The 14333-nt window shown below is 30.6% G+C and carries 12 protein-coding genes and 1 tRNA gene; all 13 read right to left on the reverse strand.

The genetic code is table 11. The features are described from left to right. Positions 1 to 7 precede the first annotated feature (7 nt). A complete protein-coding gene (locus bsdtb5_RS18570; RefSeq protein WP_271713458.1) occupies positions 8 to 3187 on the reverse strand; it encodes a DUF5704 domain-containing protein in 3180 nt (1059 codons plus the stop codon). A gap of 9 nt (positions 3188 to 3196) precedes the next feature. Continuing rightward, positions 3197 to 4465 carry a hypothetical protein gene (locus bsdtb5_RS18575; RefSeq protein ID WP_271713459.1) on the reverse strand — a complete coding sequence of 423 codons (1269 nt, stop codon included), beginning with the start codon at positions 4463 to 4465 and terminating at the stop codon, positions 3197 to 3199. 25 nt (positions 4466 to 4490) lie between these two features. Continuing rightward, the gene (locus bsdtb5_RS18580) at positions 4491 to 5450 is read right to left on the reverse strand and encodes a hypothetical protein (RefSeq protein ID WP_271713454.1); all 960 of its coding nucleotides are present in this window, start codon (positions 5448 to 5450) and stop codon (positions 4491 to 4493) included. Continuing rightward, complete coding sequence (locus bsdtb5_RS18585; RefSeq protein ID WP_271713455.1) at positions 5437 to 5955, reverse strand: hypothetical protein; 519 nt, start codon at positions 5953 to 5955, stop codon at positions 5437 to 5439. The genes bsdtb5_RS18580 and bsdtb5_RS18585 overlap by 14 nt, the downstream gene beginning before the upstream one ends. Before the next feature lie 16 nt (positions 5956 to 5971). Then, on the reverse strand, positions 5972 to 6358 hold the full coding sequence (locus bsdtb5_RS18590) for a hypothetical protein (RefSeq protein ID WP_271713460.1): 387 nt from the start codon (positions 6356 to 6358) through the stop codon (positions 5972 to 5974). 18 nt (positions 6359 to 6376) lie between these two features. Next, positions 6377 to 6838, reverse strand: a complete 462-nt coding sequence (locus bsdtb5_RS18595; protein ID WP_271713461.1) for a hypothetical protein — start codon at positions 6836 to 6838, stop codon at positions 6377 to 6379. 37 nt (positions 6839 to 6875) lie between these two features. Continuing rightward, positions 6876 to 8894 carry a hypothetical protein gene (locus tag bsdtb5_RS18600; RefSeq protein ID WP_271713462.1) on the reverse strand — a complete coding sequence of 673 codons (2019 nt, stop codon included), beginning with the start codon at positions 8892 to 8894 and terminating at the stop codon, positions 6876 to 6878. Further along, on the reverse strand, positions 8891 to 10651 hold the full coding sequence (locus tag bsdtb5_RS18605) for an ATPase, T2SS/T4P/T4SS family (protein ID WP_271713463.1): 1761 nt from the start codon (positions 10649 to 10651) through the stop codon (positions 8891 to 8893). Before bsdtb5_RS18605 ends, bsdtb5_RS18600 begins: the two co-directional genes overlap by 4 nt. Next, positions 10642 to 11445, reverse strand: a complete 804-nt coding sequence (locus bsdtb5_RS18610) for a hypothetical protein (protein ID WP_271713464.1) — start codon at positions 11443 to 11445, stop codon at positions 10642 to 10644. The genes bsdtb5_RS18605 and bsdtb5_RS18610 overlap by 10 nt, the downstream gene beginning before the upstream one ends. Before the next feature lie 96 nt (positions 11446 to 11541). Next, the gene (locus bsdtb5_RS18615; protein WP_271713465.1) at positions 11542 to 12198 is read right to left on the reverse strand and encodes a hypothetical protein; all 657 of its coding nucleotides are present in this window, start codon (positions 12196 to 12198) and stop codon (positions 11542 to 11544) included. Next, positions 12188 to 13141, reverse strand: coding sequence for a hypothetical protein (locus bsdtb5_RS18620; protein WP_271713466.1), 954 nt, complete (start codon positions 13139 to 13141; stop codon positions 12188 to 12190). The genes bsdtb5_RS18615 and bsdtb5_RS18620 overlap by 11 nt, the downstream gene beginning before the upstream one ends. A gap of 413 nt (positions 13142 to 13554) precedes the next feature. Next, positions 13555 to 13627, reverse strand: a tRNA-Thr gene (locus bsdtb5_RS18625). A 37-nt stretch (positions 13628 to 13664) separates the two neighbouring features. Beyond that, positions 13665 to 14300: an RNA polymerase sporulation sigma factor SigH gene (sigH, locus tag bsdtb5_RS18630; RefSeq protein ID WP_271713467.1), complete on the reverse strand. Its 636-nt coding sequence runs from the start codon at positions 14298 to 14300 to the stop codon at positions 13665 to 13667. Between the last annotated feature and the right edge of the window lie 33 nt (positions 14301 to 14333).

Here is a 14333-nt window from a genome sequence, read left to right on the forward strand (position 1 = left end):
TTTTTAATTAATGCGTTCCACCACTTTTATAATCCTCTGCAGCTGATTTATCGGTGTAATACATAATATAGTCCCCATCCTGGAATTCAAAGGTATTTCCTTTATAGTCCTTCTTCTCATATTGATATCCTTCGGTTCTCCACATATTACAATACCCATTTTTTGCATTCTCTAGATTGAGATAACTCAGATGTGGATTGCCATTCTGAATTGTTTCTATATCAAAATTTACTACAATATATCCATTCTTTAACCAAAAGTCTTCTTTATAGTCTATTCCATAATGGTTCTTCGCATATCCTATCACATCATACCCTTGGGGTACGACATGGATCTCACTTGGTAGATAATATTCTCCATACCATTTTTGCATCGACTTCGTTACCTTATCTGGATCTACTCCGTATGGCACGGTTCCCGTTGGCGTATAATTCGTTCCGATATAGGTTCTTAGATTCTCTCGAATCAAGACATTACTATAGGAGAATAGATTCTTCTTATTTCCTCGGATCTCATTTCTATTTCTTCCAGTTACCATGGCTTTCGTATTCAGTTCCGTATCTGGCACGCCAAAATATGGGTCTCCCAGTCGATACGCTTTGGTATTGAACTGATCCATAAAGCTTCCTACCTTTACAAGAATTTGTTTCTGTCCTCGGAAGGTTTCGCTATAATAGAGATCCACTGGCTGTCTATTTCCTCCTTTGGAATCTACATAGTAAAAGGTTGGCTTTATATGAACGGAATCTTGATCGGAATACATATTTCCTATGGTGGTTAACTGGAATCTAGTAACATACCCTGTCTTAATCGCTCCAATATTAGAATACCCTGGATGGCTTCCATTTAATAAGGTGAAGGTATACTTTGGATTACGTCCCGTATCTACTCCATTCTGATCATTCGTTCCAACCGTATAGTTAAATCCGGATAATCTTAAGGAATTCTCTTGACGGAATACATTCTCCCAGATTGGATAATCCGAGATATCGAATAGTTTTAATCCATAGACTCTTCCTGATACTTCCACGCTGAGCTGATCTGTCGCCACGTAGTTATTTCGCTCTAAATTGGCTAATTCTTGGGTCTTATCTATTCCACCATTTGTTTCTGCATTGATACTGATACTTCGAAAATCAATGTTATATTTTCCTTCATCCACCCAGATAGGAAGATAGAAGGAGGTCTCATCTTGGGTTAGTGTTACCCATGTTCCAGCTCTAATATAAGTACTTCCTTCATATACATCAAAGGGGAACTTTACTTCTCTACTTTTTATGTACTTGGCATAATCTTGATACCCATAACCATCAATATCAAGATGCTCTCCCTCTGTTGGAAGCTGAATCGTAAATGGTGTATCTAATACCAATGGTGACAACGATACATCGGGCGTAATCATCTGATCTGCGGTTGCCTTATTAGAGATGAATGCATCACATACCGTTGGTGTATGGATTACGACGTTGGTTAGGTCACTGACTGGATAACTTAATGTATTTCCATGATCACCATTTAATTGCTTTACGACTTTATAGTTAACAGATCCCGTACTTTCATAGATTCCATTTGCCTTAGTTGCATCAATTGCTTGTCCAGGACGATATAACACATCATCTCCTGTTTCATCATAACTTACATCAATATCTTCCGGATCCTTTGTCTTTTTCTCGACATACTTATCATCCATAATCTGAGTTCCATCAAACTCTAATTTATCATTTCTGACTTTGATTTGCTTAATAATAGCATTTACTTCTTTTGTATAATCTTCCACAGGAGCTTCTTTCAGATTTTTGCTCTTTGCTGGCAGAGGTTCAATGATTAAATTTGGCTCAATCATATGGTCTTTATCGCCTACTCTATTGGTATAATTAAGTTTAGGAACCGTATATCCTACTGGTGTAAGTTTGGATACACCTCCTGGCAAAGCATAATTCTTTACAGCTGCATGATCGATCTTATAATATTCAATCTTTGAAATTTCCCAATAGGAAAAATCTCTTTTAATATATACCTCTTGAGGAACTGGTACTGATTTCTTTTTTGTAACTTTTTTCTTTGTTTTTGGGTCTGTTTCTGTCCAAGTCAGATGGTACGTCCTTGTTGCATTAACCGTATATACCTTCGTACCGTGCTTTCTTGTAAACGTATATCCAAGTAGATAATTATTAGAAAATACATTCGTATACAGCTTCTCTGTTGTTGGAATTCCTTCTTCTACATTAAATTGTTCGTCGTCACGTTCATCGGCGGCAATAACTCCATGAGGTGTGGGTTCTTCCAGTGGTACTTTTAAAACTTCGGAATCTCTATTCCCTTTAGGTTTTTTAGGTCTCATAAGCGCTACAATTAGTAACCCTCCTGGCGCTTGTTGATAACTCCTCTTATACACATCTTTTACTTGATCATTATAATTCTTGGCATTCACACTTGTTACTTTTCTAATCGGATTATTTAATACTTTCTTCTGATTTGCCATATAATATATGGTACTTTGAGCTAGTGCTAAAGTCTGAGATTCATAGTTCTTTTCTTTGTCTAACGTTACATTAACCATCTTCCCAAGCTTTACAGGGGCTAGTTTTTCTTCACTAATTACTTTATTGGCTTGAGTAATATATCGAACTGTTACTGGTTGAGCACCAGAAGAATGGTATTGAACTTTTATATCAAAATGATCTTTAAAATCTTTTGGATTTCTCCAAGACTCAGCTTTTTGAATAGTAGGTAGATTGTATATTTTTCCATCATGTTTCTTTCCATTGTGCCAGACTTGAAAGATTCCATTCAAGTAGATAATATCATTATCTTGTATTTTCGCATATTTTAAATTTACCAATGCATTGTTTACTTCTTCTTCAGGTATAGTAAATATGACTGTATAAGTTCCGTTATGATTATCTATCTGATGTTTCCAATTATCTTTAAGATATATAGTCGCATGTTTTAACTTAGTTGGATAACCACCATTCGGTAGACATTCACTTCTACATATCGTAAATCCTACCGTACTCCACGTAATACTACTAGTTGCCTTGGTATCTTTCGTAACAAATATTATTTCTCCCTTTTGAGTTTTAGCATCTTGAGTGGCAGCTTTTAAACTTTTCGAAGTGCTAAATAATAATACCAGAATCAATAGATTTATAAAAATAAATAACACTTTATGTTCTTTAATTTTCATTTTCACCTCTTAACGAGTCATAATATCGTCGTCATATACTGCATAATCTTCACCTAAACTACTACCATTTTGTGTTCCTATTCCAATATCAACATACATCGTTTTCCATTTTCCTTTTTTAAGATTTTTTATATAATTATCTCCAAATATCAAATTTGCTTTATTACTCATATTTTTTGCAGATACAACCTTAAATTGGATACATGCCCTTATATAATAACCATCTGCATCATATAAAGTAGATGGTTCTACTGCTACTATTGATGATTTAATTATCACCTTATTCTTCTTCATCGCTTTTACATACTCTTTAATATCATCTGTCCTTCTTTTGTTTTGAAAAGCATCATCAGAATCTCCAAAATCAAATATATAGTATGTACCTCGTAATTTATTAATCCACTTAGTTCCTACCGTTCTATAATCAACATTCAATCTAGTTTCTAAATTAGTTTTCACTTTGTTTACCCATCGATCTAGGTAAGCATTTAGTATGTCTTCCATATTATACTTATCATTTGCTCCAGTAATGAATTTTTCCTTTTTAATATTAACTGGACGTACATAATCTTTGTATTCTACTGGTTTTCTTTTGCTACCATCGTTATGAAAATATGTTCCTAGCTGCCAATACATCTTCATCTCATAAAAGGAATTAGGAAACGCTGCTAATATATACTCATAATTTTTATAATTCTTAGGTAGATTGGTTGTTCGTATGACTTGTCCATCTGGACTTATTTTTCTTCTTTTCTTTTTATTCGTAAGCCTAACTAAGATTGTACTAGCTTCGCTTGAATTCAGCTTATCTTTTCCTCGAAAAGTACGATCATGAGTAAATATACCATTATAATCCCCGACGATAATTCCTTTTTCAAATACTTTAATTACTGCATCTCTTTTACTTGCACTTACCTTATTTAGGTCTTTAATTCTCTTTTTATTCTTTACCTGATGATAAAGGTCTTCATTATAAGTTTTACCATGTAATATTTCATCTGCTCGGTTGGTTAATAGCGCTGCATCTTCTCTTTTGATATTTACACTATAATCTTTATATTCTCCATCCTTTACCAATCCTTCTGCGATAGCTGCTGATAGGTAAGGGTTTTCTACCGTATTATCTACCTTTATCTTAGTAGCTACGACCAACTTTTGAATATATTCTTCTATTGTAATATTTTTATTCTTTGCCTCACTCTTCATTGTTGGCATTGCCAATTCAATGACTAGAACTATACTTAATAGTATTAACAGCATCTTTTTTATCTTTTTCATAACATAATCCTCCTAGTTCTGTCTTTTACGGATTGCATTCTGGGCATGGGTATGCTCCTTCTAGTGCACAATCCTTTTTATTGTAATATGGGTAATCTTTATTGGTTACTTTACTGCAAGTGGCTTTATGATAATAACGCTTTCCATCCGCCTCTTTTGTAATATAATAACATCTTGTCTTTCGAATTCTTGCTCCTGCATATGAATATTGGTTAAATACATCTCCTGTATTTAAGCCATATGGATACCCTTGGAATACGACAAATAATCCTATGTCATCTATTGTTCTATACCATTCTTCTTTTTCAATAAAAGGAAGTGCAAACTGATATGTAATTCCATAATGTTCTGCAATTCGATTGTGGTTATTTATATAGTAATTCATATCATCAAGAATCTTAGTTATTATAGTATTCCTTCGAATCTCATCATATCGATCTGTGTTATTCAATGTTTGACTATTGGGATATAAGGAAGCAAGGTCCGTATACTTTCCTTCCTTCATTATATTTGTATTTGTATCATAGATCTTGACATAATCACCTAGTGTAAATCGAAAGACCAGATTATCTTCTTTATATGTATATGGACGTTTTTCTGTCCATTCTTGTGTTACTACATCCTCACCATTTACAGTGTGCAGATTATTGTATCTGATGTAGTATCCATCCTCATCTGTAATTAGAATAACTGGAATATATGCTTTTACTTTTTCTTGTAATCTCTTATCTGTCATAATTCCTAGATTCGAGTATAAAGACTGATAGAAATTGTTAACACAACTATCCATATTTAACTTAAGATTTCTTGTACTATCCACTTCTACCAGACTGATTACTGCGTCATCAACCGCAGTGTCTAATGCTCTTTTGTATTCGGCTTTTTTGCTTGTAATTGCTTGGATATTATTTGTTTTCATATCAGTAAATATAATGAAACTGCAGGCAATCAAAATAAAAATTAATGCTAGATTAGTAATTTTCATCTCGAATTGTCCCTCCATAGGTTACATAGATTTGAATCGGATTCATTTCATGTGCATAGATTATTTGTTGTAATTTAGCTGAAAACGTTTTATTTCTATTCACTATTTTTACAGATATATAATCACCTTGGTCAAATTTATAGATACCACTTCCTTCATATAGTTCTTTTAAGATGGTATCTTCATATGTAGTCTTATAACTTTCGGTTACTTTTTCTTGGAAGTCTCCAGTATTTTCATCATATACTGGATTTATCACTTGATGGGAATGTTCGATTTTAATGGTATATATATTATTCGTATCATCTAACTTTTTAAGAAACGCGGTATACATTTTATCTGTAACATATCCATTATTTTTAATTGCATCAACAAAAGCTGTTGTTTCTTCTGCTACATAGCTTTGTGTGATTGCATCCTGTTTCTGTGATAAATAGAGAATCGGAACTATGAATAATAGTAGCACTGCTATAAACAATGCTACTATTTTACTAAAAGAATTCATCTTTTTTATCGCCTCCTTAATTAATGCTAGTATAGATGATCTTTGTCACAGCACCATTACTATCACGTTCATAGGTTATTTTGTAAGAAGTTTGCGGAATCACCGAGAAGTCAAATTGTAAGTAATCGTAATCTTCTGCTTTAATCTCTAAACTGTTAATTCTCATATCACGAGTAATATCACTCATAAGTATTCCAATTAACTCTTCATATTTTACAATTTCCTCTCTCTTTCCAACTAACTCATTTTGTTGTTCGTATAGAACAGAATTACTACTAATATTATTTTTTGTGGTCAGTAATAGCGAGTTTAAACTATTATTAATTAAAAGAAATAATGTTATAGCCAATATAAATAGAAAAACATTGGCTGCATTATGCATCATATCAAATATGGAATCCATTGTTTATATCTCCAATAATTAAGATTGTACAAATTTTATTCCAACTATTGTATTATTCGAATCACGCAACACTTCGCCTTCAAATTGCGCATTTGGGTTAATATATGCAGCACTTGAAATATTTTGTGCATCCTTTACAGAATTACCACTTTTAGAATTAGCATCTAAGCTATATACAGTTCCACTTTGTCCCAAGATGTGAACATACCATATATCAGATTTCTTTGTTTTAACTAGAATCCCAATATCGTCGTTTTTAAACTTATTCACTACATTAATGACTTCACTGCCTGAGACTTCTAAGCCATCATACATTATTTTGTCACTTTCATTAAATTCTGCATTTAATTTTGTAATCTGTCCCGCTCCATTTGATGCAGTATCACGTGCTTCTCTAGCAATATAGAATCCTAACCCAACAACAATACACGTGATTATTACACCTGCTGCTAATATTAATCCTTTTAAGCTATTTTCCATTGTGTTTCCTTCTTTCCTGTTATCTTATTTTTATTTTTTATATTGTATTCATTTGATTTAGATAAGTATAGAGCTGGCTTAGACTCTCTACAACAAACGGTACAATAATATACAATACAACAACTGTTATACATGGTAAAAATGCTATAAATGATGCAATTGCTGATTTATTATCAATATATATATCATTATCTTGTTGCCGTTTTGCTTGAAAATTTCTTCGTTCAACTAATACTTCGTCAAATGCCTTTTCAATTCCAATTTTGTCACACATGATTAAGTTATCTACTATTTTAACAAAAGGTTCAAATGGCTCTTTTCTTTTTAATTCCTCTAACGCTTTTATATCTCCTGCTGGATAATCATTTAAACATTCTGTAATTGAAGTCTTAAAGATCACTGCAAAGCTTTCGATCCATTCTAATATATCCTGAGCGGACATACGTTCAATATGCATTAACATTAATATGATGGATTGATATTGAATGACCTCATCTTCCATACTCATTTCCATTATTTTTTTTCTATAAAGTAGCATCCAATATGGTACATAATAAAAAATGCATGTTACAATGAGTACTATAATTAATTCATACCATTTGAAATATTCATTTTGGTAATGCACAATTCGAGTAACTATTTCTTTCGTAGTTAATTTTCTTAACTCCTTATTTTGGATAACTCCATCTTTAATAATATTTCTTTCTATTATTTTTTCACTTACTATTTTATCTTTATATTTTACGGTATATTTCACTATTGTTTTTTGAATTAGTTCAATCTGCTTATCTGTTGCAGCTGAACTTAGATTGATAACATTGTTCGTATTATATAAATAGTAATTTCTATTATTATGATGGATTGTGATGGATATCGCTAACCCAAGAATAAATGCTGTAATACTATATAGGATTCTTTTTACGATAAATTCTTTTACCGTAATTGATTCTCCCATTCGTCTTAACATCTCATTTACTCTTAAGGTCTTACCATAATTTTTATTCAAATATCCGGTTAATAAACGATTGATAATCTTGCTATTCGATATTTTCTTTAAAATAACATATTCTCTTATCTCCGTTTGCGAAACTTCTTTCATATGATTTAACATAGAATAGATGAGTAGACTTTCAAAACAGATTAATGCGGAGACCACTATTCCATAGGCTCCATTATAATATCTTTCTAGTTCGATTAGATTTCCAATTGCCCATTTCTCAATCAATTTTAGAAAAAACATTGGTATTACTGCTAAAAATACTAATCCTGCTAATTTATGATTGATTTTTTCTCTTTTTCTAACATCTATCATAATATCCACTTTCAATGTTATAATATTATTTAGAAATAAAGATTGTCCTTCTACAATTCGATCCCCAAATTTTAAAATAGTAACACTAAGTGCCAGAAAAGTTTTTAAAAACTGATTTGGAACTATATCATTATATTTACTAACAGCCTCATCTAAGTCATCTGAATTTAATGTCTGATATATTTTTTCCGCATGAACTGCAATTGGATTCTCTAATTCTGGTAATGTATCATAGATTGATTCATCAACCATTCCGTGCATATAATAATAATGTCTTATTTTTCCTAAGAATGCTTCGCATTGTTTTAACAATTTGATTTCTGCTTTGTTGACGCTACTATAGATAATATAACTATTAACTATATATATAAGAGAAATAGTAACAACCATCATATAGAATGAAATATCTGTAAAAGCTGCAATTATTATCAAAGCAGAAGATATTGTCCAAACTTTTAAAGCCGTCTTCATTGTAACTTCTGCTACATCTCTAAAATTACCTGGTTGAATAATTTCGAATTTCTTTCTTATCTTTCCGATATAATATCGTGTAATTATCCATTGACTAAAAAATTGATATGCTGCATATAAATATTTGGTTTCTGCTTTTTTATTTTCAATATATATTGCATCTTTATTTTTTTCATTAATATATTTCCAATATTGATATACAATAAAAATGAGGAAGACTACAGCTAAAACTAATGCACATGCTAGAATCTGAATCATTCTTTTATTGCTCATACATCTTCCTCCTCAAATAACTTCGCATACTTTCTCTTTTCTATATCTGTCAAATATCGAAAAATATCTTTCTTTGCTCTGTTACTTATTTTATGTATTAATTCATACTTTCCTTCGCTATATACAATAATATCAATCGCTTGATATAAGTCACAGTTATTCTCATTTCTTTTTATTGGAACTATTTCAGTGATACGTTCAATATAACGATGGCCTTCCATTGACATATTCATATGAATATCAAAGTTAATTGCACGCACTACTTGTTCTTCTGCTACTCTTTCATTAGAGAATCCACTTTCTTTAAGCAATGCGTTTCTCATCCATGATACAAGATCTTCTGTAGTCTTTGCATGATGTGTAAACATTGTAAAAAGGGAAGCTACCTGAGACATCTGAATAATCCAACTAGCTACCGTAAATGTTGCTACTTCTCCCATGATATTAACTGTACCATCTGTCTTCTTCTGAAGATCTAACCCCTCTTGTCCTGAGACATTTGGTAATTCTTTGAAAGTAAGTATATTTCTAAATGGATAAAGTTTTCTTAAACTTAATTCAAATATTAATTCTTGAATACGTATATTGTAGGTTGGGTTAATAAACTTAATTAGAACTTTTAAGAGAGTAGTTTTACCGGATCCTTGGCCTCCTGTTATTGCAGTTATCTGACATCCCTTTATAATAGCACTCATAGCATCAATTACAACTTCTTTATTCTCATCTGTAATTAACTCTTCTATTTCTATATTACGTATATTATCATGCTTACGTACTAAAAAAGCCCAACTATCAGAAAATGGTGGACGTACTACTACGATACGTGATCCATCTTTCATATCATTTTCTATATGTCCTTTTTCTTCTGACAATTGACCGGGACTATTATAACGATATATATTCTTACATACACGTTCTAGCTCTCTTTGAGATCCGAAACCAAGAAATGATAACCGAATAGACTTACCTTGGAAAAATATCCATACACTATCGTAAGAATACAAATATTCATTCTTAGAATTAACGAAGATGTCTTCACCATAATTATAAAAATCTTCTGATATTCCTGACACCCCTACACTTACACCATCTATTTTCATGTCCCTAATCTCATCAATTACCCCGTGTCCTAAAAAGGATTGATATATGTATTGAGATAATATCTCGATTTTATCAAGGAAATCTAATTTATTGCTTTTGCTCAAATACAATTTATTTATATCCTTTTTGGTAATATCAAAATAAGGATTTCCTGCTGTATCATACTTTAATTGATCAAGATTATTCTCAGTTAACAGTTTTTCCATAGCTTTTAAACCATGTGCTTTCTTATATTGATATAAGAGTATACTAAATTTATCATAGCTACTAAGCTTGGATGTGTTATTAAAGTCAATTACTTTATCAATTGTTATTTCATTAATATCAAATTTTTGCTGTAATAAATTAGTTATATAATCCTTCACATATGTTTTTGCTCCAAAGTCCCCACAACTACAGCTTCTTAATGCTTTTCTCAATTTTTTTCTATTTGTGATTCTTTTTTCCATTTCATATTTATTTAAATTAAGTTCTTCTGGTCGCAACTTTACAATATTTTGTAAGGTATCTTTAATTCCTTCTTTTAAATAATCAAACGTATATTTATCAATAATCTCATTCTCTTCGATTGTATAAGTCTTTTTCAAGAAATAACCAATAATTAATCCAATTGTAATAATAATGATTGAAATGATTAAATAATTTATTACTTCCATGGTATATCCTCCTGAAATAACCTATCACATATAAGATGAGTTGCCTTCCTAACAGAGTCTATAAAATAGAAGTTTTTATCTCGTTTATTACAATCTATATTTCTTAAAAAGAATTGAATAGTACCTCCTTCACATTGTGAATCTTGATACTCTACATTATACGGAATATATACTAGATTTTTCTTATTAAAGTTAGGATACATTCGAATTAAATTATTCATATTATAACGAGAATTTCTATTATAATTACCAATAAGGTACATCACTTTTTTATTGTTAAAATTATAAGTTTCAAAATATTCATTAATAATGCCTTTATTTTGTGAGAGATTCACAATGATTAAATCTGCATTTTCTAAGATTGACATTGATAACGGACTATTTCCAGAACATACATCAATAAAAACATTGGTATGACACTCTTGAACCTCATCAACAATTCGATTAAATATAAACTCCATATCTTTTTCATATAATTCACGGTTTCTTTTAGAGGTACTTGGTATTAGATTCAATTGCCTATTTAGCAAAGATATAGAAGCATTTACTACTCCTTCTTCATTAAGAGGTGCTGATTTAATATCTCTAGTTAAAGCGTCAATACCAACATCATAATTCTCTATCCCTGTAATCTTCTTTCCCAATAAAGGAATTTCTAAATTATTTAGATCAAAATGGCTTTGTAACATTGCACTTCTCTTCCTATATAAAAGTGTACTCATAATGGAGATTGCCACCATATTACTTGTCGTACCAGTCTGCCCATGTACATTACTCCAAAACGCTATTCTCATTCTTTTATCATTCCTTTCGCTAACTCAATACGTTAAATAAGTGATCGGGAAAATATCAACTTATACTATCTTATACAAATATTTCAAAGACGCTGTTTATTCTCCCTTTTCTGCAATTTTAAGTGCTGCTGTTACTTCCTTTCTGTCTAAACTGCATTGATCAATCAAAATCCGATAAAGCATATCCTTAAATATTGATGATAGTTTCTTAAATGAAAATTCATTATCATATTGACAACTTAGCATATATTCTGTATCCATCGCATCATAATATATAACATAATACTGTTCTTCAAAAAGATTCGCGCCAATTAATTTTGTTATATAATCTGGTTTTATTTTACATTTTATAACATCTCTAATAATAATCTTTACATTTTGTTTTGAGGAGGATAAATATAACTCTCTTAGATTAATCGCATGATGTAATTGTAAATCGGTAACTAAAAATAAATTATCACAACTTTTAATCTTGTCATGGTTATAATTAATGCCAAAATCTATTAAGGCATAATCATACTGATTAAGTAATTCATTCTGATAATTACTTGAAAAATCAACATCGCGGTAACTTATAATACTACTTTCTGTTAATTCTAAAGGTCTTGATATACTATTTGTTAATGCATTGTTATTAGAGCAATCAAATAGTACTACCTTCTTATTCATGTTACATAAAATTCGAGATAAATAATGAATAATATCATAACTAACACACCCAACAAATCCCATTATATGTGCTCTATTCGACATAATCTACATCTCCTTCATCATTTACGCCATCATTGGAATAAGTACTCGATTCATTATATGTACTATTACTATCCCCCGTATTCTCTTCTGTTTTTACACTAGTATCATTCGTACTTCCATTTGTTGAACTCCAGTTTTCAATATTCTCACCATTTTGTGTATCAAATGATTCTAGTCGATGTTCCAACTCTGCTCGAGCTTGTTGGTTAAGATTAAGCGTAGCGATATCTAAAATATTAGCATCCTTCTTCATTAAATCCATAACCGATTGATTTGGTATATACGTTATTTTTGATTCTTCTTGTAACGATGGTTGAACATATTTTGAAGTATATAATTTAGTTCCTTTATGTAAATATGCATCTACTACTGCACTTGAAAGAGATAATATTTCATCTTCTGACAACCACAAATAACATAAATTTTGATCTAATTGTAGATTTTTTAGTGACTTCTTAGATAATACGATATAGTTTTCTCCGTTTGGATATACTATACGAATGTCTACAATATCATTTTCTTTCAGATTTGTATTTAATGTAAATAGTTTATACTCTTCTTCACGAATATCACTCCCTATTTTTTCATCTACTATCATATCTTTTAAAATATGAACTTTTTTATTAATACTAACAGCTGCTATTTTACCAATATCATCTTTATTAATAAAATATTTAGATGGTGTACTGCTAAATACTTCTGTATATGTTGTATTTTGAGACGTTAGTTGTTCACCTGCTGTAATATTTTTATTTGCAATATAAACCATCCTTTTATTATTACTAATTTGAGTTTCTGCTTTTTGTAACTTACCTTTATATTTATGTTCTACTTGCCTTACAGTAGCAAAATAAAGTATTGAAAATGCTAAAATTATAATAATAACACTTAATATTCCTAATATAAGATATTGCTTTTCACTTCTTGTTAACCGCCTATTCATTTCATTTCCTTTCTTTTATTATTCATTTGTTGTAAATTATTTGTTATTTTGCATAAATTAGTATCAACAAATTAAAAATAAATTGACATTTTTTTATCATTTTCTTATTTTTACGATAATATCAACGTTATTCTAGCACATTAGTCCTATATTGACAATATATTCTTTTTATAGCATATATATCCACTTTTTCTAAATATTACTTTCTCTGTAAATTTCTAATATTTATATTGTTTGAAATATGGTTATTGAAAATTTTTTATTTATATAAACCGTATTTACTTAGTAATAAATTATATTCTATGCTTTATAACATTTACGCATAGAAAAAAAAGGATAAATAATACCGTTAAAAGTCTGATCCAGGTTTTTTTACCTTACTTTTAATGGTATTATTTATCCTTTTTATGTTAAGCTCCCGGGCGGACTTGAACCGCTGACCTCTACCTTACCAAGGTAGCGCTCTACCGACTGAGCTACGGGGGCAAAGTTGATATGCATCAATACTTAAGCTAAGTATTCATCATCCAATATCTTTCAATAACAGATTCAACTTAGACTTAATTCTTTGCAATGCATTATCAATTGACTTTGGTGGCTTTCCTAGTACATCAGCTATCTGAATATACTTAAGCCCTCCTAGATAGAGCCTTATAACCTGCTTTTCTAGCTTACTAAGGCGTCTCTCAAGTTCATATTCTATCATATTCGTATTCTCTTTGTCAATAAGCATTTCCTCAGGATTCAAGTTGTTATTACGAAACATAACATCCACTAAGGAAGGTTTATCATCTCCTTCTGAATTATCGCTAAGGATTGGCGTATTTAATGATATATATGTATTAAGCGGAATGTTTTTCTTACGATTCGACGCTTTGATTGCACTATAGATTTGTCTAGATACACAGAGGTTTGCAAAGTTTGAAAAGGAGCTATCTTTATCATCTTTATAATCTCTTATTGCTTTATACAATCCAATCATACCTTCTTGAATCAAGTCATCTTTATCACCTCCTATGAGGTATAGGGTCCGTGCCTTCTGAATGACAAGATTCTTATACTTTTCCAATAGATAGTCTACTGCATCTTGGTCACCATTATTTATTAATTTAATTATTTCTTCATCTTTTAATGAATCATATTTTTCATGTACTGTCATAATGAACTCCCATCTGCAGAATTATATATTATT

Source organism: Anaeromicropila herbilytica (assembly GCF_016591975.1).
Taxonomy (GTDB): Bacteria; Bacillota; Clostridia; order Lachnospirales; family Lachnospiraceae; genus Anaeromicropila; species Anaeromicropila herbilytica.